Here is a 26,242-nt window from a genome sequence, read left to right as displayed (position 1 = left end):
TCCATCGCCTCTCTTCTGGCCAGAATTATTTGCCCGCGGGTTTCTCGATCAGCTTTTTAAGGCTGTCACGGGCAGGTTTACTGTAGCCATCACCGGACGCAGGGGCTGCCTGGTCGGTGTCAGTTTGATCGTCTTCGGGTTTATTCTTCTTGAATCTCTTTAAGATGGTGTTCTCGGGGTCGTCAGGCAAGAGCGACATTAACCAATCGCCGGTTCCCTGCAGCACCACCCGGGACTTCGCCCCGGTAATCCAGTCGGGGCGCTGCTTGTCCGGAACCAGCCAGACGAAGAACTGATAGGCCACCACCACGATCAAAAGGCCGCGGCCGAGCCCGAACAGGAACCCGAGCGTGCGGTCCAGCGCGCCGATCCGGGAATCCAGGATCATGTCCGAAATCCGCACGGTGATGATGGACACCACGATCAGCGTGCCGATGAAGGTGCCGGCCACCACCACGACCGAGGCGACGGTGTCGTTGTTGAAATAGGTTTTTGCGGTCGGCAGCAGTTTTGCGAAGGCATAAAGCGTGACCAGCGCCGCAGCGCCCCATGCCGCGATCGACAGGATTTCGCGCATGAAGCCGCGCACCAGGGCAAGCAGCCCCGAAATCAGCATCACCCCAAGCAGGACGAGATCGAGTATCGTTATCGGCATCGGCTGGTCAGGTCCGCTCAAAGGTTCTCAAGCAGCGAATCGTCATGTCAGGACACCCTAGGTGACGGGCATATGGCATATCCCGCAAGGCCAGATATCGCGCCATCCCGCTCGCCCTTCGCGCGCGTTGTATAGCGGCGAGGGCGGGGCGCGTCACGCCGCTTTAGCCGTTCTCGCGCCGGAATCGCGCCGGTGTGGCATTTTTCTCAGCCGCGCCCTCGCGATTGGCCTCTTTGTTCGCTCTGGGCGTGCCGCGCGCGGCAATGTCCGCGACCAGGCTGGTCAGTCCGCCGACCGTGTTCAGCACCAAACCAGCATCGCCACCGACGTCGCCGCGTGTCGATTCGGGCAGCACGGCGCGGCCAAAGCCGAGTTTGGCAGCCTCTTTCAGCCGGGCCGAGGTTTGCGCCACCGGCCGGACCGCGCCGGACAGCGAAATCTCGCCGAAATAGACCGCATCCGTCGGCAGCGGCGCGTTCACCAGCGAGGATACCAGGGCTGCGGCCGCGGCGAGATCGGCGGCCGGCTCCTGGATCCGCAGGCCACCGGCCACGTTCAGATAGACGTCATAGCCGGACAATTTGACCCCGCAATGGGCCTCCAACACCGCCAGCACCATCGACAGCCGGCTTGGGTCCCAGCCCACCACGGCGCGGCGGGGGGTGCCAAGCGTGGTCGGAGCCACCAGGGCCTGCAATTCCACCAGCACCGGGCGGGTGCCTTCGATCCCGGCAAATACCGCCGTGCCCGGGCTGCCCAGATCGCGCTCGGACAGGAACAGTTCGGACGGGTTGGAAACCTCGCGCAGGCCGAGGCCCGTCATCTCGAACACGCCGATCTCGTCGGTCGGGCCGAATCGGTTCTTCATCGCGCGCAAAATCCGGAAATGCTGCGAGCCTTCGCCCTCGAACGACAGCACCGCGTCGACCATATGCTCGACCACGCGGGGGCCCGCGATCTGGCCGTCCTTGGTGACGTGGCCGACCAGAATGATCGCAGCGCCCGACTTCTTGGCAAACCTGATCAGCGCCTGCGCCGAGGCGCGGACCTGCGTCACCGTCCCGGGGGCCGATTCCACGGTGTCGGTCCACATGGTCTGGATCGAATCGATCACGATCAGGCGTGGGACTGCGCCTTCCGACAGGGTCGAGACGATGTCCTCAACCGAGGTTTCAGCGGCCAGTTGCACCGGCGCGTCGGCCAGTCCCAGCCGCTCGGCGCGTAGCCGCACCTGCGCCACGGCCTCTTCGCCGGAGATGTAAACCACGCGATGGCCGGCGCGGGCCATCAGGCTGGTCGCCTGCGTGAGAAGGGTCGATTTGCCGATGCCGGGATCGCCGCCGACCAGCAGCACCGAGCCGCGGACAAAGCCGCCGCCGGTGACGCGATCGAGTTCGCCCATGCCGGACGACAGGCGCGGGGCGTCGGTGCTCTTGCCGGTGAGGCTTTCCAGCGCAAAGGTCCGCCCCTTGCGCTTGGAGCGGATCGAGACCGGCATCGAGGTGGCGCCGGTGGTGTCCTCTTCGGCGAGCGTGTTCCACTCGCCGCAGGACTCGCACTTGCCCTGCCAGCGGTTATACGCCGCGCCGCAGTTCTGGCAGACAAAGGAGAGGGTGGATTTGGCCATGAAGGGTGAGTCGCGCTTTCGCGCAGTGTCCATAGCACGGTTAGGCCACCGGGTACGATCCATCCATTATTGAGCGAATCATTGAGCGCTTTGGCGCGGTCGCCGTTTCTGGCCCCGCAAGGCACGGTCTATTGGAGATAAGGGTGGTCAGCGTGAAAATACGCGCGTTCCGGACGGCCATCTTCGCTTGTCCCCCACGGGGCTCGCGCCAATTTCCCACCCCACGCCTCCCCAGATCGCGTCTACGACGCCAAGCTCACCCGCGAGATCACGGACAAAAAAGATGTTGGGATTGGAACTGGTTTGCAGTGCGCCACTGTCACCGCCGGGCTGCTGTCGCAACAGGCACCAGACATCGACCAGGCTGCTCTCATGGCCTCGGCCGAGTTCCGCCAGGATCTCCTGATCGCTGGAGGATGAGTTCAGGACGTAAGTTCGAAACGATGTGCCGCCCGCATCGCCCTCGACCTTGCCCGTGAACCGGCGCGCGAATGTCGCGCCGAGCCAGGAAATCCTGACGGCGGCGCCGGACGAGATGTCTTCCTTGAAATGTTCCCGAGCGACGAATTTTTCGGCGTGAGGGATTGCCGAGGTCGACGATGGATCGGATGGTTCCTCAGCTTTGGGGTGCAGGGAACACCCAACGCGAGCAGTTGCGATAACCGAATTCGGTCGGTCTATTTTGGTATCATCGGCAGCTACGCTGAAGGCCGGTGCGGCCAGAAAGAAAACCAGCGAGAGGTTGAGGCTTAACCGGTGCATTTTGTTGTTGTCCCTGATTCCGCTTTGGTCGCGGAGGCAAGGTAAACCGCATCCTCCAGATGTAAATCAAAGAGCAGGTTTCTGGTTAAGGATAAAAAGTAACATCAACTGCAATCCAAATTTGAATCAAATGCGGTTGCTTCTCTCGACGCTCAACTGATCCGGACTGCCGTCGGATGCGCTGCTGTCTACGGTACGCCGGAGCCGAGCAACCAGGTGAGGCCATCGGCAAGCGCGCATCTAAATTCGTATCTCGCGCGTTGAAAGCAGCATTGGCGGATTATCCCGCGGCACGGAACCGGTCGGCAATGCCCGGCAACATCTCGCTTCCGCCCGAAGTGGATCGCTCCAACTCCAGCGAATGCGCCAGGACGGATTGTTCGCATAAGCCGGAATTCGCCATACCCAGATCGTCTCGTAAACGCTGTCTCCGAAACGTTCGACATCGGGCTTTGCTGTCGGCCAGAAAGCCGAGCCAACGAGCACGACGGTTAACATCATCGTGGAGGTGATAATCACCTTGCGCATCACGCGCCTGCCTTTCCTGCCCATCGGGCCTTGATGACCCGCGGCTCCCCTTGCTCCGACTGCGACACGAAGGCTTCAGCTCCAGGGCAACATCGACCACAACGGCCGCCTACTTGCGGCACCAAATGCATGCGGCGCCGTTGAAGCAAGATGTGTCGCCCGGGTTCTCGAAGCTCGCATCCGGGTCGCTGAGCGACCCTGTGATGCTTGCTTGCGCAAAGTCCTTTTTCCGCAAACGTCGAATTCAAGCAATACGATTGTCATAGTCGTAATGACGAGGTGTAGGCAATTCGCCTAACAACCAAAAGTGAGTGCGCAACAGAACTCTTTCGTGTTTTTCAACACGCAAGGCGCAAAGCCCCGTAAATTTACGTCGTTCAAGAGGATTATCTCGTCCGGAGGTTGGCTGCGCTCTCAACTAAAATCATCAACGGCTTCGGCTTCGCCTGCGATGCGGATACTTGAGGCTTGGCCTTGCCCGCGAGCCGCGTCGCGCCGGCGTGGGCCTTCTCGCGCTCGGCATCATCGCGCGGCTGCTTTGTCGGCGCCGCGCAATGAAGTGGGACCCTATTTGACCGACACGAACGGCACCGACGAGCCCGGCACCATCGTGGTCGGCAGCACGCCGTTCCAGCGTTCGGCCTGCACCAGGGTGACGAGGTTCGGATTGTTGCCCAGCGCCTTGCCGCGCGCCTCGATGGCGGCGGCTTCGGCTTCGCCGGTGATCTTGATGTTGGACGCCTTGGCTTCGCCGTTCAACCGGGTGGCTTCGGCGTTGGCTTGCGCTTCGGCGCGGACCGCGTTGGCTTTCGCGGTGGCCTGCGTCACCGTGATCTGGGCCTGGACTTTTTCGCGCTCGGCGTTCTGCTGCAGCTTTTGCACTTCGACCTCGGCCAGCATGCGCTGCTCGATCGAGTGCAGATAGTTCTGGCTGAATTCGATATTTTCGAGCTGGACGCTCTCGATGATGATCATCGGGTCGTCCTTCAGTGTCGCGGTGATGGCGTCCTTGATCGCGCCGTTCAGCGGACCGCGGTCCTGAATGGCCTTCACCGCGGTGTAGCGGCCGAACACGACCTTGACCTGCTGGTTGACGACCGGGCTGACGACCTGGTTGACCGCCGTCTGCAGCGATCCGAATTTTGCATAGAGGTCCGAGACCTTGTCCGGCGATGCACGCAACGTGACACTGATCTTCAGGTCGGCCGGCTGCTGGTCGTAGGAGTAGGAGTTCATCTTGTCCCACGTAAAGGTCGTGGTTTTGACGCTGACCTTCTCGACGGTGTCCATCAGCGGGACCTTGAAGCCGAGGCCCGGCTGTGCGGTGCCGACCACCGCGCCATAGCGCAGCAGCACGCCGCGCTCGGTCTGATCGACGGTGTACCAGCTGCCCGCGGCAATAATCACGGCAATAACGACGGCGACGATGGCGCCGATAATTCCCCGGTTCATCTTGATCCCTCCAGGCTGGGGCGGTTGAAATGCAACCCCAGCCAATATCTGTGGTCACTAACCGAAATGATGTGACTCGCGTCACTTCGTCGGGCTTTCGCCGCGATTGGTTCAGATTGACCGGCCGGGTTCAGGGAAATTTTATGAAAAGGCCGCCGACCACAGCAGGGACAACCCGGCTGCGATCATGATGCCGTCCATCAGCAGGCGGAACACGTTGGGATCGAGCCGCAGCACGAAGCGCTTGGCGATGAAGGCGCCCGACATCAGCGAGGCGCCGGCGATCAGGCCTTTCAGCGCGACGTCCGAGGTCAACGCGCCGAACCGTTCGAAGGTGACGGACTTGCTCAGATAGAGCCCGAGCGAGCTTGCGGCTTCCGTCGCCAGGAACGCGCCCTTGGTTAACCCGTAAAACAGAAACAAGGGAACGCTGAGCGGACCGGTCGAGACCACGATGCCGGTGAGGTAGCCGATCACGGCGCCGCCGACGGCGAGGTGCCAGAGCTGCGTTTTGAGCTGGTGCTTGGCCAGCCAGTGCCGCACCGGGACCATCGCGATCAGAAACAGGCCAATCGCGAGATCGACGGCATGCGAGGGGAGCGCCAGCAGCGTCCGCGCGCCGAGTGCCGCCGCTGGAATCCCCGTGACCGAATAGGCGAAGCAGGCGCGCCAGTCGACTTCGCGCCACCAGGCCAGAATCCGCGACAGGTTCGCCATCACCGCCGCGACCGCCATGATCGGGACGGCTTCCTTCGGCCCGTATTGATAGATCAACACCGGCATCAGCATGATCGATGAACCGGTGCCGACGATGCCCGAGATGGTGCCGGCGACAAGCCCGACGATGAGGACGAAGAGGAAGCCCAAGAAACCTGATCTCCGCGATTCGTTCTGACGGGAACGGAAAGCCTAGCAATTTCCGCAGATCAGCGGCAACGCCATCCGGATGCATCGGTCGGCGTCAACCGGCCTGCGCCGGTCATCTACTGCTGACACCATGCTGTCAGCGGGCCCCGGTTATGACATTGGCCATATCGGGTCACTGGGAGGGAGCGGATCGTGCCAATCAAGGGAAGCTGTCATTGCGGCGAGACGCAATTCGAGGTGAGCGAGGCGCCGGCCGGCGTGACCCGTTGCACCTGTTCGCTGTGCGCCAAGCGTGGCGCGCTGTGGGCCTACTATACGCCGGCGCAGTTTCGCCTGACGTCACCGCCCGAAAACGTTGCGACCTATCGCTGGGGCAGCCGCACCGTCAAACATCATTTCTGCGCGAATTGCGGTTGCGGCACCTATTCGGAATCGCCGGACTGGTCGACCGGCAAGCCGGATTTTGACAATCCGAAGGTCGGCATCAATGCGCGGCTGTTCGACGATGTCGACCTCGACGCGGTGCCGGTGACGGTCATTGATGGCAAGAACCTGTGGTGATTTCTTCGAGATGACCGGTCAGGCGGCGTAGAGCTCGGTCGGGGTATCAAACCCCTTGAGCTGGAATGTCCTGGGCTGACTATCCTGCAAATCCGATCGGGCGCGCTGATAGACCGCCTCGGTCACCAGAATCTGGTCGGCTTCGGCGACGGACTGGGCGCGCGACGCCTTATTGACGACGTTGCCGATGGCGGTGAGATCGCGGTGCGACTGGCCGAACTCGCCGAAGCTGAGTTCGCCGGCGTGGATGCCGATGCCAATGCCCAGCTCTCCAGCGGTCAGCCCAAGGGTGCCGGCAAGACTGTCACGCCGCTCGCGCCAGTTATTCTGAATCTCGCGCGCCGCCAACAACGCGTTCCTGGCGTGGTCGTCGCGCTGCAAGGGAAAGTTGAAGACGGCCATCACCGCATCGCCGATCGTCTTGTTGAGGAGGCCGTCATGGGCCCAGATCGCGTTGGCGCATTCATCGTAGAAGGCGTCGAGCAGCCCCGAGATGGCATCCGGTGACCGGGATTGGGAAAGGCTGGTGTAGCCGCGCAAATCGGCAAACATGATGGTGGCGTCGATGGTGATCTTGCGGGCGCGCATCACCTTCGTGAACATCAATTCGCAGATGGTGCAGGTATTGGGATTCATTCGGCTCGGGCGGACGCCGAACGCCCGAAAGGGCGCAGAGATCACGCCGCGGAGCGGCACCGGCAGATGCATCTGCTCCCAGCACCCCTTGCAGAATTTCGAATGTTGCAAGGCCGCCATGTTCAACCCGTGATCCACAAGCGCGCCAGATGTACCGATCGGACAAGCGGGAGCGGCGGCGGACAAGACGGGATCCGGCGTCGGTCCAGGCCTCGTCAGTCCAGGCCTTGCCGGCTGACGTCCTTGGCCAAAGCTGCTACTGTCGCCGCAAAATGCATCGGGAGGATTGCCATGGACGCCGTGACGCCGCAGAGCGCGACCGCAGACACCCATTCCCACCTGGTTCGTCCCGACAGCATGGAATGGCAAAAGACGCGCTTTCCCGGCTGCGAAGCCAAGACGCTGCTGTTCGATAAAAAGACCGGGCTGATGACCGCGCTGATGCGTTTTGCACCGGGCGCTGTCTTGCCCGACCACGAGCACGTCAACATCGAGCAGACCTATGTGCTCGAAGGCTCGCTGGTCGACAAGGAGGGGCCGGCGCAAGGCATCGAATGCAAAGCCGGCGAATTCATCTGGCGCGAGGAAGGCAGCCGTCACGTTGCCTGGTGCCCGCAAGGCGGGCTGATGCTCGCGATCTTCCAGGTCCCGAACAAGTTCTTCGAGGCCGACGGCCGTGTCATCGACGCCGCGGGCGAGGATTGGGATGCCGCCTGGGGCCACATCGGCAAGGGCTGATTTCGGGGGGGCGCACCGACCTCAAGGCAACGGTTACCCGTGGCTCATTGCTGCGGAATCTTTGCAGCGCCGATCACCTGCTTCCAGCGCGTGATCTCGGAGGCGATCATGGTCCGCATCTCCTCGGGCGAGGTGCCGCGGACCTCGTTGCCCATGGCCTCCAGCTTGCCTCGGACTTCCGGCATATCGAGCACGGCCCGCACTTCGCGATTGAGCCTCTCGACCACAGGCGCGGGCACGCCCTTGCTGGTGGCAAGGCCGAGCCATGACCGGACCTCGAAGCCCGGAACGGTCGCGGCGACCGGCGGCACGCCGGGAATCGAAAACCACGGCTTTGCGCTGGTCACGCCCAGGCCGCGGATCGTGCCGGCAGCAAGCTGCGGCGCTGATATCGTCAGCGTATCGATCAGGATATCGATCTGGCCGCCGAGCAGGTCGTTGATCGGGCCGCCACCGCCCTTGTAGGGCACATGGATCATGTTGATGCCGGCCATCGATGACAGCAGTTCGCCAACCAGATGCTGGGTCGATCCGACGCCGACCGAGCTGTAGGTCAGCGTGTCCGGCTAGGCTTTGGCTTCCGCGATCACATCTGCGAGCGTCTGAAAACGCGAACCCGCCTTGACCGCGACGACGAAGGGAAAGAACACCGTCGTCGAGATCATCCGAAAATCGTCGACGGGATCGAACGGCAGCGTCTTGTACATCGCGGCCGATACTGCGTGGCCGCCGGTCAGCATGATCAACGTGTAGCCGTCGGGCGCGGCTTTCGCGACGCGGTCGGAGGCGATGTTGCCGCCGGCGCCGGGACGGGCCTCGACGATGACCGGCTTGCCGAGCCGGCGGGAGAGGCCGTCCGCGACGATACGCGCGATCGCGTCGGCATTGCCGCCGGCGCCAAATCCATGCATCAGCGTGATCGGGCGGGAAGGGTAGTCTCGTCGTCGGCGCGGGCGGCAAAGGGTAGGGCACACAGCAGCGCTGCGACCGCAGCGATCGTTCTCGAAAATCTCACGCGCATTCCTCCGTCCGACGTCTTTTAAAGTTTCCATAGCAGACGTTGGTTCGCAGCGCGAAACAAACCGGCTTTGGGTGCGGCATTTTGCGCGTGCAGGATGTTTCGTGCCGTGCTTCATTTTGCGCGAGAGCGATTGCAGTCGCCGACACGCTTGCAGGGAGATCGACCATGCCAGGGGCCAGGATCGACCGTCGTCGTGTGCTCGCTTTGATTGGCGCATCACCTCTGTTTCCCCACCTCGCATCGGCGCAACAGACCTGGCCGACGCGTTCGGTGCGCTACGTGCTCGGCTTCGCCGCGGGCGGCGCCACCGACAGCCTTTCGCGCGTGTTCTGCCAGAAGATGAGCGCGCTGACCGGGCAGCAGTTCGTGGTCGAGAATCGTGTGGGCGCCGGCGGCGTGATCGCCAACGATGCCGTCGCGAAATCCACCCCGGACGGTTACACCGTCGGCATGGGCGGAATCGCGAACAACGTGATCGCGATCGGTACCTATGCGAAACTGCCTTACAGGCCGGCCGATGACTTCACGTTCGTCAGCGGCCTGTGGCAGTTGCCGAACATCCTGGTGGCCGCGAAGGACTTTCCCGCATCCAATGCCAAGGATCTGCTCGCGTTGCTCAAGCAAAATCCGGGCAAGTACAACTACGCCTCGGCCGGCATCGGCACCACGCTGCATCTGTCCGGCGAGATGATGAAGAGCATGGCCGGCGTCGATGTGCAGCATATTCCCTACAAGGGCGGCAATCCCGCGCTGATGGACCTTTTGGCCGGACGGGTGAACATGCTGTTCGACAATCTGCCGGGCTCGCTTTCCGCGGTGCGCGAAGGATCGGTCAAACCGATTGCCGTTACGGGGCGAACGCGGAGCCCGGCTCTCCCGGATACGCCGGCGATGGCCGAACTGCTGCAGGGCTACGAGATGACGTCATGGGCCGCTCTGTGCGGTCCGGCCGGCGTGCCGGCGGACATGGTTGCACAAATCAACGCACAGACGCTGAAGGCGTTAGGCGATGCCGATCTGAAGCGGCGTTTCGAGGAACTGGGCGCGACCGCATGGCCGACGTCGCCCGATGAGGTCACCGCGTTCCGCGCCAGCGAGGAGGCGCGTTTGTTGCCGCTCATTCGGGCGGCGGGCATCGTCCCGCAATAGCTTCACTTCAACACGATCCACGCCGGCGCGTGGTCGCTGGCGCCTTCCTCGCCGCGCACCTGCCGGTCGACGCCGGCCTTGGTCAGGCGCGGCGCCACTTCCGGGCTCAGCAAGAGATGATCGAGCCGCAACCCGGCGTCGCGCGGCCAGCGGTTGCGCTTGTAGTCCCAGAACGTGAACATCGGCTTGGACGGATGCAGGGTGCGGATCGCATCGGTCCAGCCTTGTTCCACCAATGTCCTGAAGGCGGCGCGGCTCTTCGGCTGGATCAGCGCGTCCTTGTCCCATGACTTCGTCGGATAGATATCCATCGCCGCCGGCGCGACATTGTAGTCGCCTGCCAGCACCACCGGGATATCCTGCTTCAGGAGCTTGGCGGCGTGCGAGCGGAGCCGCCTGAACCAGTCGAGCTTGTAATCGAATTTCGGCCCCGGCTGCGGGTTGCCGTTCGGCAGATAGATGCTGGTCAGGATAATGCCGTTGACGGCGGCTTCGATATAGCGGGCCTCGTGGTCGTCGCGATCGCCGGGCAGCGCGGTGCGGGTCAGCACCGGCTCGGTGTTTCGTGCCAGAATGGCGACGCCGTTCCAGGTCTTCTGGCCCTGGCACACCGCGCCGTAGCCGGCTTTTTCGAACGCCGCGACCGGAAAATCGGCGTCGGTCGATTTCAGTTCCTGCAGCGAAACCGCATCCGGTTTCGCCGTGCGCAGCCAAGCCAGCAGGTTCGGCAGGCGCCGGTTGACGTTGTTGATGTTGAAGGTGGCGATCTTCATGCGGGCATGTGACCGCAGACCTCGTTATTCCGCTAGGCGGTGAACCAATATATCTGCCGGGCGGCAGGCCCGCCTAGGTCCGCAATGCCCGCATAGCGGACCAAATTCCGTATAGCAGCGAAATAACGCGATGTGCCACAAGCAGACTCGGCACCTGATCGACCAGCTCATTAGCGCGCAGTAGGAACGATCCGAGCGCGTCGTTGACGACGTAAAGTGCGTCCGCGCGACCATTGAGCGATGAGCGGCACCACGTGCCGCAGCGGCGGTGATGTCCCCGCTGGGCCCGCGGGTGCGGCAACTCCTGCCAACCACTCAACGGAAATTACTGGTTCGCCCGTTCGGCGGCGGCGGCGGTGGCCATGTATTTCGAGTAGAATTCAGCAATCCGCGCGCGCCACATTCCGACGAACGCCTCCGATGTCAGCTTGTCGACCGATTTCCACGTGTCTTTGACGGCCGGAAGGGTATTCCCCCAGATCGCCCGTCTGCACCATTTTTCGCCTTTCTCCCTGCCTTCGCTGGTGGCACACATCGATTTCCAGGCGACGCGATTGGGTTGGCTGATGTGCTCGGCGGCGCCTTCCCAGCCCTGCTGATGGATCAAGTAAAGATCGTTCAAGTCCGGCTTCCTGTGCGTCACCCACTGGAACAGAATGCCTTCGGTGATGACCTTGTAGGCTGCCGCAACCGCATTATCGCGGGGATTAAGAATGTCTCCGGAGCCGAATTTGCTGAACTCGTATTTGCTCAGCTGGAACAGCCCGATATACGACCCGGTGCGTTGCTTGGGGTCGAAACCGGACTCGATCCTGGCGACCGCTTTCATGAAATTGAAATCCAGACCGAAAGCGTCGGACGCGCGCTTGATCTCCTCGACCGGCGTTCCGACCGGGGTGTCCTTGAACGAACGCAAGACGATCGCCGCCGGCTTCTCGGCAGGCGGCAGTTCGGACCAGACATAACAAATGAGATACCGGAAATCCTGCGGCCCCGTGCTGGAGGCACCGCCGGATGCATCGCACGTTGTCGGCGCCGGTTGGGCGACATCATGGTGGCCCAAGTCCACCGATTCCTGCACAGGCGGTAAATCGGCCGACAGCGTCTGCGACGGATCGGGCAACGCGGCCACGACGATCGATTCCGGCTTATCCGAGGCCGCCGTCGTGTCGGTGGCCGTCCCCGCCGCGGGTTCGGCGGCCGTCGCCACTTCGGCGCTAGCGACAGCGGCGTTCGCGACAACGATGTTAGCGACAACGGCGTTGCCCATTGCGATTGCCTGCGGTTCATCCGCGAGCCTGGCGGTGGCGGCGAGAGATGTTGCGCGGTCCTCGATTGGCACTGCGCGGGTGTTCTCGATACTGGCCGTAGCGAAGCCAGGAAGCCGAGCGACGACCCAGCCTGCGAGAACGACCGTTCCGCACAACGCCGCCGCCATTTTCGCAAATCGCCGCGTGTTCATGATGCCGTCGCCTCCATAGGCTCCACCGGAGCCGTGTAGAAAAGCCAAGCATGCGAAGAGGCTCATTCTTGGGATCAATGTGGGTCGCGCAATGGCGCAAACGGCCGCTCGTCAATTTTTCCAAAACATGTTGCCCGATTGCAACGCGTCGATCGCAAGCAATTGCGCCCGTCTCAACGGTAACTCACACCGTAATTGTGAGCACGGTCCAATTTTCGACCTACTGCGACCAGATTTGGAGGAGAGGCTTGGTGCGCTGTCGGGATGACGCATCAGGCGTCGGCTTCGCGCATCGTCTCGAAACGATGGAATCGCGCCTATGGCACCGGGCGATGTTCGTTAAGGGATTACCAGCAATGCAGCGCGCGATAACAACGGCTGTATTCGCCATTTTCATGCTTCCTGCGGGGATCGCACACGCTCAATTTCTGTTTGGACCCCAACACACGTTCTGGCCAAGCCAATACGCTCCGTACAAACACAAGCACCACCACCGGCAGACAAACTCTGAATCTGCGAAGAACGCTCGGCCGGAGGACCCTCCGAAGGGGCCGCTCCAGATCATCATCTCGATCGCTGACCAACGGGTCTCGCTTTTTGACAACGGGGCCCTGATCGCACGCTCATCGGTGTCCACGGGAACTCAGGGACATCCTACGCCCCTCGGCGTGTTCAGCGTGATCAGCAAACAACGATGGCACCGTTCAAATATTTATAGCGCTGCCCCCATGCCCTACATGCAGCGCATCACCTGGTCAGGGATTGCGTTGCATGCCGGTGTCGTGCCTGGGCATCCGGTGTCACACGGCTGCATCCGTTTGAAAAATGACTTTGCCATTCGACTCTGGCATCTCACGAAGCGCGGCACGCGCGTGATCATTGCGCACGACGATGTCCAGCCGGTCGAGATAACCAATCCGCACCTCTTTAAGCCGAAAGCCGTGTCCGGTTCGTCGGAATTTCAGGCTGCCACAGTCGCGGGTAAGAGCATTAGCACAGCCGCGGCAACGCATGGATCACTGGTGTCCAAGGCCGAGACTCCAGAAACCACTAGTCTCCAGGTTCCAAGCTCGGCTCCCGCTGAAGGCGCACCTAGAAAGATGGTTCCGATCTCCGTCTTCGTGAGTCGAAAGTTGAGCAAGCTGTTCGTGCGTCAGGGCTTCTCGCCGTTGTTTGATGTCCCGGTCAAGATCGAAAATCCGGAGGAGCCCCTGGGAACGCACGTGTTTACCGCAATGGAATTCCAGAGCGAGGGAGCGGCTATTCGCTGGACCGTCGTGTCGATTCCGGACGAATTTCCTCGCATCGAGGGTGCCATGAAAGAGCGCGAAGCACCCGTGAAGCAAACCGCCCCATCGGTACCGTCGCCCGATAAAGCCAACGCTGTCCTCAACCGCATCGAAATACCGCAGGATACCGTTGAGAGGATCTCTAAACTTCTGACGCCGGCCTCTTCATTGATTATTTCCGACAACGGATTTAGCCATGAGACGGGAAAAGACACGGATTTCATCGTGGTAACGCATTGATGCGGCGGCGCGACCCACCAACACACGATCCCGCTGCGCAACCCGCTGGAATTGTTCGACCGCTTCTGGTGCAAAATTCTTGATGTCCGCACCTAAGCCAAAGCAGCGCGAGGTCCGTTCTGGGTCATTCGCTACCGAGTCGGATTGGCAGCGAGTCCGGCCATGGCCGTTATCGCGCCGAGAGCGGAGGTAAATCCAGAGCCTTAGCGGTCCTGCGGCCAGCTAGATCGATTCTCGATCGCGCGCGCAACCCGGTCGAACGGTTCTTCAACGACATCAATGTCGGCGTGTCGCGACCCGATAAGATAAACTCGCGGCAAAATATCTGGCGTTCATCTTAGTTCGATGGAGCGGCAGGATCTGCCGCAGCAGGCAGCGGAGCGGCCGGCTCCTTCGCCGGCGCGTCACCGCCCTTGTAGATCCGCGCATAGCGCTTGCCGAGACTGGTCAGCACCTCGTAGCCGATGGTGCCGAAGTGATGGGCGAGTTCATCGACCGTGATGCCTTCGCCGATCAGTGTCACCATATGACCGCGGCGGGCCGCGTTCTTCTCGATATCGGTGATATCGACCGCAATCAGGTCCATCGAAACCCGGCCCGCAATCGGGCAGCGCTTGCCGGCGACCACGACCTCGGCGCCGCGGGTGCCGTCATTGGCGCTGGCCGCGCGGAAATAGCCGTCGGCATAGCCGGCGGACACCAGTGCGATCCGGGTCGGCCGCCGCGCGGTCCAGGTGCCGCCATAGCCGACGGTCTCGCCGCGCTCGACGTTGCGGATCTGCACGATGCGGACCTTCAACTCGACGACCGGCTGCATCGGATTGTCGGCTTCGGGCGTCGGGTTGATGCCGTAAAGCGCCGCTCCCGGCCGCATCAGGTCGAACTGGAACTGGGCCCCGAGGAACACGCCGGAGGAATTCGCCAGCGACGCCGGCACGCCCGAGAACAGGCTCGCGATTTCGCGGAAGCTCGTGAGCTGCCTGGCGTTGAGCGGACTGTTGACGAGTTCGGCGGAGGCGAGGTGGCTCATCACAAGCGTAATGCCGTGATCGCCGGCATTGATGCGGGGGATGATGCCCTGCGCCTCGGCAACCGTGAGGCCAAGCCGGTTCATGCCGGTGTCGATGTGAATGGCGGCGCCGCCCGACCAGCCCGAGCGCCGGCAGAACACGTCCCATTCGGCGAGTTCGTTGAGGTCGCCGATCACGGGCTTGCAGTCGATCGCGGCATAGATATCGCCGGTGTTCTGGAAGAAGCCGTCGAGCGTATAGATTGAGGCCGCAGGTGCCGCGGCGCGGACTACGCGCGCTTCATCGACGGTGGCGACGAAAAACGTCTTGCAGCCGGCATTGGCGAGCGCGCGCGCGACCTGGTCGGCGCCGCAGCCATAGGCATCCGCCTTCACCACGCCGGCGCATTCGGCCGGAACCGAGATCTTCTCGAGCTTGCGCCAGTTGGCGACGATGGCGTCGAGATCGACCGTCAGCACGCCGGTGGCGCTTGCCAGCGCCGCGGCCCGGTTGGCCTCGGGCGAGAGCAGGGTGCTGGGCGGGATCGATTTGGGATCAGAGGCGATGTTCATGCCGCATTTTACGCGGGCCGTCGCGGCGGTTCAACCGCAGAGCCGCCTCAATAGAGGTTGCGGTCCGGCAAATTGCCGTCATGCGCAAGGTCGCTGAATCGGGTGAACTGGCCCTCGAACTGTACTTCCACCGTGCCGGTGGGGCCGTGGCGCTGCTTGCCGATGATGATTTCGGCCTTGCCGTGCACCAGCGACATGTCGAGCTGCCACTTTTCGTATTCGGGGGTCCCGATCCGGGGCTCCTTGTTGGCGAGGTAATATTCCTCGCGATACACGAAGATGACCACGTCGGCGTCCTGTTCGATCGAACCGGATTCACGTAGATCGGCCAGTTGCGGGCGTTTGTCGTCGCGGTTTTCGACCTGACGCGAGAGCTGCGACAGCGCGATGATCGGTACGTTCAGTTCCTTGGCCAGCGCCTTCAGGTTGGTGGTGATCTCGGTGACTTCCTGCACGCGGTTGTCGTTGCCGCGTTTGCCCGATCCCGACAGCAGCTGAATATAGTCGATCACAATCATGTCGAGACCCTTCTGCCGCTTCAGCCGCCGCGCCCGCGCGGTCAGTTGGGAGATCGACAGGCCGCCGGTTTCGTCGACATAGAGCGGCAGTGATTGCAGCTCGATCGAATAGTCGCGGATCTTCTCGAAGTCGGCTTCGGTGATACCGCCGCGGCGGATCATGCTTGAGCCGATACTGGTCTGCTCGGCGAGAATACGCGTGGCGAGCTGTTCGGCCGACATTTCGCAGGAGAAGAACCCGACGATGCCGCCGTTGACGGATTTCATGGTGCCATCGGGCTGCACCTCGGCGCGATGCGCTCTCGCGATATTGTAGGCGATGTTGGTCGCAAGCGCGGTCTTGCCCATGCCGGGGCGGCCGGCGATGATGATCAAGTCGGACGCCTGCAGCCCGCCCATCTTGGTGTCGAGGTCGCGCAGGCCGGTGGCGATGCCCGACAAACTGCCGTCGCGCTGGAAGGCCTTGGCCGCCATGTCGACGGCGGTCGTGAGCGCCTGCGAAAAGCGCTGGAAGCCGCCGTCGTACCGGCCGGACTCCGCCAGTTCATAAAGCTGGCGCTCCGCGTCCTCGATCTGCGCGCGCGGCGCGAAATCCACCGGCGCGTCGAAGGCGACATTGACCATGTCCTCGCCGATCCGGATCAGGTCGCGGCGCAGCGCCATGTCGTAGATCGTCCGGCCGTAGTCCTGCGCGTTGATGATCGTGGTCGCCTCGGCCGCGACGCGGGCGAGGTATTGGCCGACCGTCATGCCGCCGATATCGGTATCGGCCGGCAGGAACGTCTTCAGCGTGACGGGGGTCGCGACCTTGCCCATCCGGATCAGGCTGCCGGCGGTCTCATAAATGGTCTGATGGAGCGGCTCGAAGAAGTGCTTCGGTTCCAGGAAGTCCGAAACCCGGTAGAACGCGTCGTTATTGACCAGGATGGCGCCCAGCAGGCTCTGCTCCGCCTCGATATTGTGCGGTGCGCTCCGATAGGCCGGAGTTCCCGCGTCGGGGGCGAGCTTGAGGACGTTCGAATCAGTCAGGGCCATAGCTTGTGATGTTCTTCGGATTTTTGGCTTTTGTCAGGATTCCCTGCGGGGCGGCGATAAAGCGCTCCCTCTGTGCAATCCGAAAGTCCGAGTAGGCCTTATGCCCGATTCACACAATGCGATTTGTGAATCGTGACGGCGCTTGCGCATTCCGCTTGACGGGGGTTGGCCGGAACCGAGCGGCAGCGGGAGGCGTTGCCGAAGCGCATTCGATAAAATGCCATACAAAATCTTGGGGCGGCCTGAACCTAATCGCCACATGGATGGACTTAATCCAAGGGCGAGGGTGTGTCGCGCCGCGATCTTAAGCGTTGATCAAATCAGAATGAGATAGATCAAGGCGATCAGGGCAGCACCCACGCCGGTTGCGATCAAGGCGTAGTCGGTCCTGAGGTCGGCTTTCGGATCGAACGATGGGTAGGATTTCTGGTCCATGTCCGGAGGTCTACGCCAGACCGCCAGGGGGCTCTGTGAACTAGATCACATCAGCCCGTATTTCTTCGGGCATGGGTGCGGTCGAGGGAACCGGGCGGAAATCGGGAACGGGCCGCCGGCTTGCGGGTTGGTAACGGCGACGGACTTGAACGGTCAGGAACTTGGACGGTCAGGAAACACGATGGGTCAGGCATTCCAAACGTGGCGATCGGCAAGCGAACAGCGCGCGTGGCTGTCGATGCTGATCGATACCTTTGAAGAAGTGTCGCGCCCGGAAGCGCTTGCGGTTCCCTGCGATAGCCATGTGCTTGCCGCCTTGCGCGCGCAGCTTGCCAGTCCGGTGTCGGGTCTGCCGTACGCCTCGCCTTACGGCCTGCGCCACTGAAACATCCGCCTTTGCGGGTCATTCCCCGGCCAGTTGCAGCCGTGGTTGCCGGCGGCTCTCGATCCCGCGCAGCTTGGCTTCTTCACGCGCGACGTAATCGCGGGTGATCGGTACTACGCCCTGGCGCTTGGTGAGCTGGATCTGGAAGTTCATCAGGTTTTGCTTGCGGAACGACATTTCCGAACCCGCCAGATAGAACTCCCACATTCGCGCAAAGCGCTCGTCATACAGGCGCACGGCCTCTTCGCGCCGCGCCAGGAACCGTTCGCGCCAGGCCTTCAGCGTCTCCGCGTAATGCAGCCTGAGAATCTCGATGTCGCATACCAGGAGGCCGGCGCGTTCGATCGCGGGGATGACCTCGGAGACAGCGGGGATATAGCCGCCCGGAAATATATACTTGGTGATCCAGGGGCTGGTCACGTCGGGGCCCGTCGAGCGGCCGATCGAATGCAACACCATCACGCCGTCATCGCTGAGAAGCTCGGCGCATCGCCGAAAGAATTTCTCGTAGAAACCGATGCCGACATGCTCGAACATGCCGACCGAGACGATCCGGTCGAATTGGCCGGGAATATCGCGATAGTCGCTGAGGAGAAATCGCGCCGATCCCGTCAGGCGCTTCTCCGCCGCACCCGCGTTCGAGGCCTGCAACTGTTCGGTCGAGAGCGTGATGCCCGTAACGTCGGCGCCGGTCATCTCAGCGAGATAAAGGCCAAGGCCGCCCCAGCCGGAGCCGATATCGAGTACGCGGTTGCCGGACTCGATCAGCAGCTTGGCGGCGAGGTGACGCTTCTTGGCGAGCTGGGCATCGTCGAGCGTGGCGTCCGGCGCTTCGAAATAGGCGCAGCTATATTGCCGGTCGGCGTCGAGAAAGAGGGAGTAAAGCCGCCCGTCCAGATCATAATGATGGGCGACATTGTCTCGCGCGCGGCCGCGCCAATTGAATTGCCCGATGTGCCTGCTGAAATAGCGCAGCCACCATTGCAGCCCGGCCCAGCGCGGCACCATGTCGGGCTGATTGAGCAGGATTTCGAGCGCATCCGCGATCGAGCCGTTCTCGACCACAAACGTGCCGTCCATATAGGCTTCGCCGAGCGCCAGTTCCGGATTGAGCAGGATCCGGCGTTGGGTCCGTTCGCTCAGGAACCGTGCCGAGACCGGTCGGCCGGTGCCGTCGCCGCAGGTAAAGCTCGCCCCGCTCGCGGCCGTGAACGTCATCGTGCCGCGGCGAATGAACTGACCTAGGAAATAACGCAACAAACCATCCATGGAAGCACCAATGGAACGACCTGCCATTACAACCGACGTACTGGAAAGTATGGTTCCATTGTACGTCAACAAGATCATAATTGTGATTATTTTGGCGGGTTAGTGCATTGTCCTCAAAGCAGATATTCCCAATTCGCGCGATCACGCAGATGCGTCATAAGTGCGCTTCCATTCGCGGGATAATCGGCTAAAAGGTGACCGCCGCCGGCCGCGCTGTGTGACGCCGGCCGCGATTCCATATCTGGAGAAGCAGGAATGTTGAGCCGAGCGCTCAGTTTAGCGACGGTGACGCTTCTGATCGGCTGTTTTGCGGCGGGATCTGCGTACGCTCAGGCGACCAACCTCGAAGCCGGCAAAACCCCCTCCCAGATTTTTGCCGGTACCTGCAACGCGTGCCACAAGAGCCCGCGCGGCCTGCTGAAAACCGTGCCGGCGTCGTCGCTGCCGGGTTTCCTGCGCCAGCATTATACGACCTCCAGCGACATGGCCTCGGTGCTGGCTTCCTTCCTGGTTTCGAATGGCGCCACCGATACGCGCTATCAGGCAAAGGATGCGCCGAAGCAGGATCCGTCCAAGAAGGATGGCAAGCAGGAGGCGAAGCAGGACGCCAAGCCGGATGGCAAACCCGAAGCCAGGCCGGAACAGCTCGACCGTTCCGGCCGCCGGCTGCATCCGCCCGCGCCGGCGCAAGAGGCCTCGAAACCCGACGCCGACGGACTGGCGCCGCAAGGCGAGGGCGGACGGCCGGGCCGCGACGCCAAGCGACTGGCCCGTCCGGGCCCGTCGCCCGATGGCGCCAAGCCCGAGGATGGCCAGACACCGGCACAGGCAGCGACCGACGGCAAGTTGGGCCACAAGCTGAGGCTGGGCAAGCGCGGCAAGCCCGCGGAAGAGCCGAAGACGGACGAGGCCAAAGGCAACGCCGCGAAGGACGATGCCGGCAAGACCGAGACCGCCAAGACCGAGACCGGCAAGACTGAAACCGGCAAGACTGAAACCGGCAAGAGCGATGCCGGCAAGACCGAAACCGGCAAGAGCGAGGACAAGCCCGAGTCGGCCAAAGAGGTAACCAAGCCTGCCGGTGAGGGCAAGTCCGAGGCGGTTAAATCTGAAACCGCGAAGGTCGACGCCCCCAAGGAGAGCGGCGGCGAGCCGAAGCCGCTGCGCCCCGATCCGGTTCCGGCCGTGACACCGGCGCCCGCGGGAGGATCCTCGACGACCGCCAGCGGCACGCCTGAGCCTGCCGCGAGCCCGTCTGCGGCAGCCCCGGCGGCGGCAGCTCCGGCTGCGCCCGCGGCCGTGACGGCGTCAGCGCCTCCCATGCCGCCGGCGGCCCCCGCGGGTCCGCCTGTCCCGCCAATCTCCCAATAATTCCGCGACGGGAATGACAGTCCACGGCTTCGCTTGACCGTTTCTAGAGTAATACTCTAGAGTAACGATCCAGTGTGAATTCGGGGAAAGACGCGGTGACCACGGCGCGTGAGGATTTGCTGGCGGCGGGCTTGGCGGTGTTCGACCGCGACGGCTTTGAGGGCGCAACGGTTGCCGCCATCCGAACCCGTGCGCGGGCATCCAACGGCAGCTTCTTCCATTTCTTCGGATCGAAGAAGGAACTGGCCGGCACCCTGTTTCTGGAAATCCTCGGCCGTTATCACGCTTCCGTCCTCGCCGGCGTCGCCGAACCCTGCGGTGCGCAGGAGGGGGTGAGGCGGCTGATCCGTGCGCATCTCGACTGGGTCGTGAACAACAGGCGCGAAGCGCGCTATCTGTTCGAGATATCCCGCAGCGAATGGACCGAAGAGGTCCGGGGCGCGCAGCGCGAACAGAATTCGCGGTTGGCGGAAGCTGTCGAGCGCTGGCGGGCGCCGTTGCTCGAACGCGGTGAATTGCTGCCGATGACGGCAACGCTGTTCTTCAGCCAGATCATCGGGCCCGCCCAGATTTTCTGCCGCGCGTGGCTGTCGGGCCGCGATCGCGCCGATCCGAGAGACCAGATCGATGTCCTGACCGCCTGCGCCATCCGTGCGGTGGTCGCACCCGACGCAGGCAACCAGCCGGGAGAAAAATAATGTCGGCAACTACCGATCCTGATTTCGCTCCGATCGAAACCCGCATTCGCGACAATGTCGGACGGCAGGGTTTCATGCGCCATATCGGCGCGGAATTATCCGAATTGACGCGCGGCTCCTGCACGCTGGAGGTCGACCGCCGACCGGAGCTGTTGCAGCAGCACGGGCTGTTTCACGGCGGCGTCACGGCTTTCCTGGTAGACAATGCGACCACGATTGCGGCGGCTACGTCGCGCGGGCAGTCGGCGCTGACGGCGGAATACAAACTGAATCTGCTGTCGCCGGCGGTCGGCGAACGCCTGATCTGCCGGGCGCGCGTGATCAAGCCGGGGCGTCAGGTCGCCGTCGTCGCGGCCGACGTGTACTGCATCACCGATGGTGTCGAGAAGCACACCGCGACCGCGCTGGCATCGATCGCGATGCTCGACGAGAAGGCGGCGGCCAGGATAGCGGGCTGAAATTTCGAGCCCGGCCTGAGGGGCCGGGCTCGAGGTTGTTCATATCGTTCCGAAGAAAGCGCGTTACTTCTCGGTCGCAGCGGCCGGCGCTTCGTCGTCGTGCTGGGCTTCCGGATCGAAGAACTCGCCGGCGGCGGCGATCGCCTCGGCGGCAGCGTCCTGATCTTCCTGGCGGGTCGAGATGTCCTCGCCGCGGTTGATGCGCTCGGCCTCATCGGCGCTGCGCGCCACGGTGACACTGACGCTGACTTCGACTTCCGGATGCACGGCGATCGAGATCGCGTGCTTGCCGATGGTCTTGATCGGCGCGTCGAGCAGAACCTGGCTGCGGCTGATGGTGACGCCATCGGCCTCGAACGACGCGATGATGTCGCGCACGCTGACCGAACCGAACAACTGGCCGGTTTCGGAAGCCTGGCGCAGCACGACGACGTTGCGGCCGTTGATCTTCTCCGCGACCTTGCTCGCTTCGCCCTTGGCCTTGAGGTTGTTGGCCTCGAGTTCGGCCTTCATGCCGTCGAACTTGGAACGGTTGTCGGCGGTGGCGCGCAGTGCCTTGCCGCGCTTGAGCAGAAAGTTGCGGGCAAACCCGTCCTTGACGCGGACGACTTCGCCCATCTGGCCGAGCTTGGCGACGCGTTCCAGCAAAATGACTTCCATTTTCGTTCTCCTTTGATGTGATCAGTGTTTGGCGTGAGTGGATGGGGAAATTTCTAGGAAACGGGCAGAGGCGGCGGTTGCCTGCCGCGCAGATAACGTTGGCGAAATCCGAAAACGGCGTCGGCGAGGCCGAGTGCGATCATCGCCAGCACCGGCCAGCCGAACACCACGACGATGGCGTAGGTGCAGGACAGCCAGATCGCGCGGCCTTTCAGCGCCAGCGTCAGCGTGTGCAGCACGGCAAAACCGGTAAAGGCGTAGGCCATCATCAGCGCCGTGGTGGCGATCTGCGCGAACATGGCGGCAATTCCGCCGATGAAACAGAAGGCCATTGCGACCGACAGCGCCACCAGCGTCATCGGCGGCAGTTCCGCGCTCTTCAGATCCGGCCAGGGCCGGTGCAGCCTGCCTGAGGTCGCCGCGATCTTGCCGGAAAGCCAGAGATTGAGCGTCAGCGTCATCATCGAGACGATCGCCGCCGCCGGCGGCGCGATGAGAGAAAGCGCGGCAACCCAGCGTTCGACGTCGCCCGAAGAGGCGGCATCGCGGGGCCCGAGAATCCGCAACAGTCCGCGGCGCAGTGTGCCGGTGATGGTCTCGGCATCGGTGCCCAGCGTCAGCAAGGCCGCAATGGTCGTAAGCGTGGCAAGGCCCGCGATCCAGAGCAGGATGCGGCCGACCGGATACCATTCGAGCGTGGGGGCGGCGGCCGGCGCGGTACCGGTGGCGGGCGCGGCGGTGGCGATCGGCCGGCCCAGCAGCGCGAGATGGCCGAGCCACCAGGCAGGCAGCGCGACGGTGAGGGCAAAGGCGACACAGTAGGGCAGGCCGAACATCGCGCCGAGGCCGGAGGCGGCTGCAATGCCGCCGATCGTGGCCGCGAGCGGTCCCCATCCGAGCGCCGTCACCATCAGCGGCAGCGGCGACAGATAGAACAGCACAAGCGAGATCAGCGCGCCCGAGACGATCGAGGCGAACATCAGTGCCGACGCAGAGCCGGCCGCAAGCGCAATGAGTGTAATCGCGATCATCAGCTGTCCCGCTCCTTTCGAGCGGTTAGAGGTCGCATGGACCCCAACCATCGGCGACCGGACGACCCGGAAGCCTCTTGAAGAGTGCGGTCCGCGGCGCTGACGCCGCGGACCGGAAGTGTCTATTTGCGCATGATCTTAATCGGAAAACCGGTACCCACTTTTCCGGATCATGCGTTTAGCGAATAACGTAAGGCAAGAGGCCGAGGAACCGCGAGCGCTTGATGGCGCGGGCGAGTTCACGCTGCTTCTTGGCGGAGACGGCGGTGATGCGGCTCGGCACGATCTTGCCGCGCTCGGAAACGTAACGCATCAGCAGCTTGGAATCCTTGTAGTCGATTTTCGGCGCATTCGGACCCGTGAACGGGCAGGTCTTGCGGCGACGGAAAAACGGACGGCGTGCACCAGCTTCAGCCATGATTCTTACTCCTCAACCGCTGCGGTTGCTGCTTCGTCGTCACGCGGCCGGCGCGGGCCACGGTCGCCACGGAAGCCGCCACCTTCGCCGCCACGGAAACCACCGCCTTCGCGATCACCACGGAAGCCGCCTTCGCGGTCGCCGCGGAAGCCGCCGCCACGATCGTCACGTTCGCGATCGCGATCGGCCTTGCGCATCATCGCCGAGGGACCTTCCTCGTGCTCTTCGACGCGGACGGTGAGATAACGGATCACGTCTTCGCTGATCCGCTCCTGCCGCTCGATTTCGGTAACCGCAGCCGAGGGAGCATCGAGATTCATCAGCACGAAATGCGCTTTGCGATTCTTGTTCATGCGATAGGTGAGCGAGCGCACGCCCCAATTTTCCATCTTGACGACCTTGCCGCCGAGACCTTCGACGATGCCGGTCATCTGGGTGGTCAGTTCTTCGACCTGCTGGGTGCTCGCATCCTGACGCGCGAGAAAAACATGCTCATAAAGAGGCATGGGTGTCCTTTCCTGTGTTGGCGCGGTTCCCGGCGGCAAGCCCTTCGAGACCTCCGGAAAGGACTCGATAATGCTCAGAAGGCGGAAGCACGGGACGACGGGCCGACTGGCCCTGCCACATCAACATCGCCAAAAAGGTGAGATTGCTGAGACCGTCCGTTCAGCTCCCGGCCGGGATCCACGGATGGCGCGGTTTATAAGGATTTTCGGCGGAGTGGCAAGGCTTACAACGGCTGCGACCGGCCTATCTTGATTTATTTGTTTGTATGGCATACAAATAACGGAAGAGAGGGCAAAATGGCTCCCAAAACGGTCCAAGCGGCTTCCGAAACCGCCTCGGGCGACCCGAAACACGCCGCCCGCGCGACCCGCTCGGCCGGGCGGCAGATGCGTTCGCGTCTGCTCGACGGTGCCAGCCGCCTGTTCCGGGAGCGTGGTCTGGCCGGCACCTCGATCTCGGATATCGCAGCCGCAGCCGACGCTTTCCCGAGCCAGATCACCTATTACTTCCGCACCAAGGAAGCGTTGTTCGTCGAAGCCGCCTGCCGCGACATGCTGTATGTGGCGCGTGCGGCCGAGCAGGCCGCGCTGCAGGTCCACACGCCCAGGGATTACACGCGCGCGCTGGTCGAGAGCGTGACGGCGACCGATTCGGTCGCGTTCTTCGCCGAGGCGCTGACCTTGACGCGGCGCCGCCAAGACCTCGCGCCGCTGGTGGAGCGCACCATCGAGCGGCTGCACGGCGAGGGGCTGCGCGCCTATTCGAACCAGATCGAACGCCACGGCTGGAATACCCTGCGCGATCCCGACGCGACCTCGCGGCGGTTCTGGGCGGTCGCGATCGGCGTGATGGTCGAAGGCTATGCCATGGGCCGCTCGGCCGAAGAGCTATGCGCCGAGATGCTGCGCGTGCTGGGCGAGCAGGCGACGACAAGTAAGTCCGGCGACCTGACGCGCCTGCGCGTCGTCGATGATCGCGATGCATCCGTTTCAGATTCAGCCGACGGGGAGAGTACATCATGACCGCGCTTCGCATGCGGGCCCGCGATTTTCTGACTGAGGATCAACTGATCGCCGCGCGCGAGCGTTCGACGTGGAAGGGCGCGGCGATGATCGCGCACGCCTGGGCGCTGATATTGGGCTCGATCGCACTGGTCGCGTGGTGGCCCAATCCGCTGACATTTGTGCTGGCGGTCGGCATCATCGGCTCGCGCCAACTTGGATTGGCCATCCTGATGCATGACGGCGCGCATGGATGTCTGTCGGCCGATGAGAAGACCAACCTGACCTTGAGCCAGTGGTTCTGCGCCTATCCGGTTTTCGCCGAGACGCGCGCCTATCGCCGCTATCATCTGCGGCATCATGCGAAGACGCAGCAGGAAGACGATCCCGATCTGGTGCTGTCGGCGCCGTTCCCGATCACCAAAATGAGTTACCGCCGAAAATTCCTGCGCGATATCACCGGACAGACCGGCTATCAGCAGCGCAAGGCGCAATTGCTCAATGCGCTCGGACCAAGAGAATGGCCGCTGGCGCGGCGCGCCGCGCATTTCTGGGAAAAGCTCGGCCCGCAATGTGCCGTCAACGCGGCGCTGTTTGCGGGTCTCGCCGCTGCCGGCGTGTGGTGGGCCTATCCGCTGTTGTGGCTGTTGCCGCTCGTGACCTGGATGATGGTGATCACCCGCATCCGCAACATCGCCGAGCACGCGGTGGTGCCCGACAGCGCCGATCCCCTGCGCAATACCCGCACCACGCACGCCAATTTCCTCGAACGGCTGTTCATCGCGCCGTATTACGTCAACTACCACCTCGAGCATCATCTGCTGTTCTACGTGCCCTGCTACAACCTGCCGATGGTGCACCGCATCTTGAGCCAAAGCCGGCATGCGGAGCGTATGGAGGTGCAGCCGAATTACGCGACAGTGTTGCGGCTGGCGACGGCGAAGCCGAACCAGCAGGATCGCCCGGGCGAGTTGGCGAGCAGCGTGCGTCGCGCGCGGGCCGGCGCCGAGGTGGGCAGCGATCAGGCGGCAGGCGGCTTCTAGGGGGCCTAAACCGGCCCAGCTATCCCGCGGCGCGGCTTGACATCCCGGTCTTGGTCAGTGACTTACCGCTC

26 protein-coding genes and 1 pseudogene are annotated in these 26,242 nt (G+C 62.9%); 10 read left to right on the top strand and 17 right to left on the bottom strand.

Annotated elements, in window-relative coordinates; all coding sequences use genetic code 11:
* Positions 1 to 25 precede the first annotated feature (25 nt).
* From BLR13_RS00830 to BLR13_RS00805, 6 genes are all read right to left on the bottom strand, one after another.
* Positions 26 to 655, bottom strand: coding sequence for a CvpA family protein (locus BLR13_RS00830; protein ID WP_074828671.1), 630 nt, complete (start codon positions 653 to 655; stop codon positions 26 to 28).
* Positions 656 to 818: 163 nt separating this feature from the next.
* Positions 819 to 2,282: a DNA repair protein RadA gene (gene radA, locus BLR13_RS00825; protein WP_074828674.1), complete on the bottom strand. Its 1,464-nt coding sequence runs from the start codon at positions 2,280 to 2,282 to the stop codon at positions 819 to 821.
* Positions 2,283 to 2,429: 147 nt separating this feature from the next.
* Positions 2,430 to 3,044, bottom strand: a complete 615-nt coding sequence (locus tag BLR13_RS00820) for a hypothetical protein (RefSeq protein WP_074828678.1) — start codon at positions 3,042 to 3,044, stop codon at positions 2,430 to 2,432.
* A 240-nt stretch (positions 3,045 to 3,284) separates the two neighbouring features.
* Positions 3,285 to 3,572: a hypothetical protein gene (locus tag BLR13_RS00815; protein WP_074828680.1), complete on the bottom strand. Its 288-nt coding sequence runs from the start codon at positions 3,570 to 3,572 to the stop codon at positions 3,285 to 3,287.
* A 567-nt stretch (positions 3,573 to 4,139) separates the two neighbouring features.
* Positions 4,140 to 5,024 (bottom strand): prohibitin family protein, encoded by an 885-nt coding sequence (locus BLR13_RS00810; protein ID WP_091976311.1) that lies wholly within the window; start codon positions 5,022 to 5,024, stop codon positions 4,140 to 4,142.
* A gap of 141 nt (positions 5,025 to 5,165) precedes the next feature.
* Positions 5,166 to 5,891: a sulfite exporter TauE/SafE family protein gene (locus BLR13_RS00805; RefSeq protein ID WP_074828683.1), complete on the bottom strand. Its 726-nt coding sequence runs from the start codon at positions 5,889 to 5,891 to the stop codon at positions 5,166 to 5,168.
* A 192-nt stretch (positions 5,892 to 6,083) separates the two neighbouring features.
* Here BLR13_RS00805 and BLR13_RS00800 point away from each other — a divergent pair, with 192 nt between their 5' ends.
* A complete protein-coding gene (locus tag BLR13_RS00800) occupies positions 6,084 to 6,452 on the top strand; it encodes a GFA family protein (protein ID WP_074828686.1) in 369 nt (122 codons plus the stop codon).
* Between the two features lie 18 nt (positions 6,453 to 6,470).
* On the opposite strand, the gene BLR13_RS00795 is transcribed toward BLR13_RS00800, so the two are convergent.
* Positions 6,471 to 7,199 (bottom strand): adenylate/guanylate cyclase domain-containing protein, encoded by a 729-nt coding sequence (locus BLR13_RS00795; RefSeq protein ID WP_171945059.1) that lies wholly within the window; start codon positions 7,197 to 7,199, stop codon positions 6,471 to 6,473.
* Positions 7,200 to 7,379: 180 nt separating this feature from the next.
* On the opposite strand from BLR13_RS00795, the gene BLR13_RS00790 reads away from it, so the two are divergent.
* Positions 7,380 to 7,826: a cupin domain-containing protein gene (locus BLR13_RS00790; RefSeq protein WP_074828690.1), complete on the top strand. Its 447-nt coding sequence runs from the start codon at positions 7,380 to 7,382 to the stop codon at positions 7,824 to 7,826.
* 44 nt (positions 7,827 to 7,870) lie between these two features.
* Here BLR13_RS00790 and BLR13_RS41445 read toward each other — a convergent pair.
* Positions 7,871 to 8,737 (bottom strand): annotated as a pseudogene (locus tag BLR13_RS41445) (tripartite tricarboxylate transporter substrate binding protein).
* Positions 8,738 to 9,012: 275 nt separating this feature from the next.
* Between BLR13_RS41445 and BLR13_RS00775 the strand changes: the two are divergent.
* Entirely contained in the window at positions 9,013 to 9,996 is a 984-nt protein-coding gene (locus BLR13_RS00775; protein WP_074828693.1) for a Bug family tripartite tricarboxylate transporter substrate binding protein, read from the top strand.
* A gap of 2 nt (positions 9,997 to 9,998) precedes the next feature.
* On the opposite strand, the gene BLR13_RS00770 is transcribed toward BLR13_RS00775, so the two are convergent.
* Positions 9,999 to 10,769, bottom strand: coding sequence for an exodeoxyribonuclease III (locus tag BLR13_RS00770; protein WP_074828696.1), 771 nt, complete (start codon positions 10,767 to 10,769; stop codon positions 9,999 to 10,001).
* 325 nt (positions 10,770 to 11,094) lie between these two features.
* Positions 11,095 to 12,207 (bottom strand): transglycosylase SLT domain-containing protein, encoded by a 1,113-nt coding sequence (locus BLR13_RS00765; RefSeq protein WP_244525040.1) that lies wholly within the window; start codon positions 12,205 to 12,207, stop codon positions 11,095 to 11,097.
* 380 nt (positions 12,208 to 12,587) lie between these two features.
* Between BLR13_RS00765 and BLR13_RS00760 the strand changes: the two genes are divergently transcribed.
* Complete coding sequence (locus BLR13_RS00760) at positions 12,588 to 13,760, top strand: L,D-transpeptidase (RefSeq protein WP_074832166.1); 1,173 nt, start codon at positions 12,588 to 12,590, stop codon at positions 13,758 to 13,760.
* 337 nt (positions 13,761 to 14,097) lie between these two features.
* Here BLR13_RS00760 and alr read toward each other — a convergent pair whose 3' ends face one another.
* Complete coding sequence (gene alr, locus BLR13_RS00755; RefSeq protein WP_091976309.1) at positions 14,098 to 15,342, bottom strand: alanine racemase; 1,245 nt, start codon at positions 15,340 to 15,342, stop codon at positions 14,098 to 14,100.
* Positions 15,343 to 15,389: 47 nt separating this feature from the next.
* Entirely contained in the window at positions 15,390 to 16,895 is a 1,506-nt protein-coding gene (locus tag BLR13_RS00750) for a replicative DNA helicase (protein WP_074828703.1), read from the bottom strand.
* Positions 16,896 to 17,511: 616 nt separating this feature from the next.
* Here BLR13_RS00750 and BLR13_RS00745 point away from each other — a divergent pair.
* A complete protein-coding gene (locus BLR13_RS00745) occupies positions 17,512 to 17,715 on the top strand; it encodes a hypothetical protein (protein WP_074828706.1) in 204 nt (67 codons plus the stop codon).
* An 18-nt stretch (positions 17,716 to 17,733) separates the two neighbouring features.
* Here the strand turns inward: BLR13_RS00745 and BLR13_RS00740 are convergent, their stop codons facing one another.
* Complete coding sequence (locus tag BLR13_RS00740; protein ID WP_074828711.1) at positions 17,734 to 18,984, bottom strand: SAM-dependent methyltransferase; 1,251 nt, start codon at positions 18,982 to 18,984, stop codon at positions 17,734 to 17,736.
* 255 nt (positions 18,985 to 19,239) lie between these two features.
* Here BLR13_RS00740 and BLR13_RS00735 point away from each other — a divergent pair, with 255 nt between their 5' ends.
* The 3 genes from BLR13_RS00735 (at position 19,240) to BLR13_RS00725 (ending at position 21,511) form a co-directional block, all read left to right on the top strand.
* Entirely contained in the window at positions 19,240 to 20,355 is a 1,116-nt protein-coding gene (locus BLR13_RS00735) for a hypothetical protein (RefSeq protein WP_074828714.1), read from the top strand.
* Between the two features lie 95 nt (positions 20,356 to 20,450).
* On the top strand, positions 20,451 to 21,053 hold the full coding sequence (locus BLR13_RS00730; protein WP_074832171.1) for a TetR/AcrR family transcriptional regulator: 603 nt from the start codon (positions 20,451 to 20,453) through the stop codon (positions 21,051 to 21,053).
* The gene (locus BLR13_RS00725; protein WP_074828717.1) at positions 21,053 to 21,511 is read left to right on the top strand and encodes a PaaI family thioesterase; all 459 of its coding nucleotides are present in this window, start codon (positions 21,053 to 21,055) and stop codon (positions 21,509 to 21,511) included. Before BLR13_RS00730 ends, BLR13_RS00725 begins: the two co-directional genes overlap by 1 nt.
* Before the next feature lie 63 nt (positions 21,512 to 21,574).
* Here the strand turns inward: BLR13_RS00725 and rplI are convergent, their stop codons facing one another.
* The 4 genes from rplI to rpsF all read right to left on the bottom strand — a co-directional run bounded on the left by rplI (position 21,575) and on the right by rpsF (position 24,126).
* A complete protein-coding gene (rplI, locus tag BLR13_RS00720) occupies positions 21,575 to 22,171 on the bottom strand; it encodes a 50S ribosomal protein L9 (RefSeq protein WP_074828720.1) in 597 nt (198 codons plus the stop codon).
* Positions 22,172 to 22,224: 53 nt separating this feature from the next.
* Positions 22,225 to 23,202, bottom strand: a complete 978-nt coding sequence (locus tag BLR13_RS00715; RefSeq protein ID WP_074828722.1) for a hypothetical protein — start codon at positions 23,200 to 23,202, stop codon at positions 22,225 to 22,227.
* A gap of 178 nt (positions 23,203 to 23,380) precedes the next feature.
* A complete protein-coding gene (rpsR, locus tag BLR13_RS00710) occupies positions 23,381 to 23,620 on the bottom strand; it encodes a 30S ribosomal protein S18 (RefSeq protein ID WP_002711478.1) in 240 nt (79 codons plus the stop codon).
* Between the two features lie 5 nt (positions 23,621 to 23,625).
* On the bottom strand, positions 23,626 to 24,126 hold the full coding sequence (rpsF, locus tag BLR13_RS00705; protein WP_027536719.1) for a 30S ribosomal protein S6: 501 nt from the start codon (positions 24,124 to 24,126) through the stop codon (positions 23,626 to 23,628).
* 297 nt (positions 24,127 to 24,423) lie between these two features.
* Here rpsF and BLR13_RS00700 point away from each other — a divergent pair, with 297 nt between their 5' ends.
* Positions 24,424 to 25,149: a TetR/AcrR family transcriptional regulator C-terminal domain-containing protein gene (locus BLR13_RS00700; RefSeq protein ID WP_074828725.1), complete on the top strand. Its 726-nt coding sequence runs from the start codon at positions 24,424 to 24,426 to the stop codon at positions 25,147 to 25,149.
* The gene (locus BLR13_RS00695; protein WP_074828728.1) at positions 25,146 to 26,171 is read left to right on the top strand and encodes a fatty acid desaturase family protein; all 1,026 of its coding nucleotides are present in this window, start codon (positions 25,146 to 25,148) and stop codon (positions 26,169 to 26,171) included. The genes BLR13_RS00700 and BLR13_RS00695 overlap by 4 nt, the downstream gene beginning before the upstream one ends.
* Positions 26,172 to 26,242: the final 71 nt, after the last annotated feature.

Source organism: Bradyrhizobium ottawaense (genome assembly GCF_900099825.1).
Taxonomy (GTDB): Bacteria; Pseudomonadota; Alphaproteobacteria; order Rhizobiales; family Xanthobacteraceae; genus Bradyrhizobium; species Bradyrhizobium ottawaense_A.
The sequence above is the reverse complement of the archived record's forward strand: the minus strand, read 5'-3'. Positions and strand labels throughout refer to the sequence as shown.

Coding starts and splice junctions, on each gene's coding strand:
- BLR13_RS00830 (WP_074828671.1), bottom strand. CDS start 655: ATGCCGATAACGATACTCGATCTCGTCCTGCTTGGGGTGATGCTGATT.
- radA (WP_074828674.1), bottom strand. CDS start 2,282: ATGGCCAAATCCACCCTCTCCTTTGTCTGCCAGAACTGCGGCGCGGCG.
- BLR13_RS00820 (WP_074828678.1), bottom strand. CDS start 3,044: ATGCACCGGTTAAGCCTCAACCTCTCGCTGGTTTTCTTTCTGGCCGCA.
- BLR13_RS00815 (WP_074828680.1), bottom strand. CDS start 3,572: ATGCGCAAGGTGATTATCACCTCCACGATGATGTTAACCGTCGTGCTC.
- BLR13_RS00810 (WP_091976311.1), bottom strand. CDS start 5,024: ATGAACCGGGGAATTATCGGCGCCATCGTCGCCGTCGTTATTGCCGTG.
- BLR13_RS00790 (WP_074828690.1), top strand. CDS start 7,380: ATGGACGCCGTGACGCCGCAGAGCGCGACCGCAGACACCCATTCCCAC.
- BLR13_RS00775 (WP_074828693.1), top strand. CDS start 9,013: ATGCCAGGGGCCAGGATCGACCGTCGTCGTGTGCTCGCTTTGATTGGC.
- BLR13_RS00770 (WP_074828696.1), bottom strand. CDS start 10,769: ATGAAGATCGCCACCTTCAACATCAACAACGTCAACCGGCGCCTGCCG.
- BLR13_RS00765 (WP_244525040.1), bottom strand. CDS start 12,207: ATGGCGGCGGCGTTGTGCGGAACGGTCGTTCTCGCAGGCTGGGTCGTC.
- BLR13_RS00760 (WP_074832166.1), top strand. CDS start 12,588: ATGCAGCGCGCGATAACAACGGCTGTATTCGCCATTTTCATGCTTCCT.
- alr (WP_091976309.1), bottom strand. CDS start 15,342: ATGAACATCGCCTCTGATCCCAAATCGATCCCGCCCAGCACCCTGCTC.
- BLR13_RS00750 (WP_074828703.1), bottom strand. CDS start 16,895: ATGGCCCTGACTGATTCGAACGTCCTCAAGCTCGCCCCCGACGCGGGA.
- BLR13_RS00745 (WP_074828706.1), top strand. CDS start 17,512: ATGGGTCAGGCATTCCAAACGTGGCGATCGGCAAGCGAACAGCGCGCG.
- BLR13_RS00740 (WP_074828711.1), bottom strand. CDS start 18,984: ATGGATGGTTTGTTGCGTTATTTCCTAGGTCAGTTCATTCGCCGCGGC.
- BLR13_RS00735 (WP_074828714.1), top strand. CDS start 19,240: ATGTTGAGCCGAGCGCTCAGTTTAGCGACGGTGACGCTTCTGATCGGC.
- BLR13_RS00725 (WP_074828717.1), top strand. CDS start 21,053: ATGTCGGCAACTACCGATCCTGATTTCGCTCCGATCGAAACCCGCATT.
- rplI (WP_074828720.1), bottom strand. CDS start 22,171: ATGGAAGTCATTTTGCTGGAACGCGTCGCCAAGCTCGGCCAGATGGGC.
- BLR13_RS00715 (WP_074828722.1), bottom strand. CDS start 23,202: ATGATCGCGATTACACTCATTGCGCTTGCGGCCGGCTCTGCGTCGGCA.
- rpsR (WP_002711478.1), bottom strand. CDS start 23,620: ATGGCTGAAGCTGGTGCACGCCGTCCGTTTTTCCGTCGCCGCAAGACC.
- rpsF (WP_027536719.1), bottom strand. CDS start 24,126: ATGCCTCTTTATGAGCATGTTTTTCTCGCGCGTCAGGATGCGAGCACC.
- BLR13_RS00700 (WP_074828725.1), top strand. CDS start 24,424: ATGGCTCCCAAAACGGTCCAAGCGGCTTCCGAAACCGCCTCGGGCGAC.
- BLR13_RS00695 (WP_074828728.1), top strand. CDS start 25,146: ATGACCGCGCTTCGCATGCGGGCCCGCGATTTTCTGACTGAGGATCAA.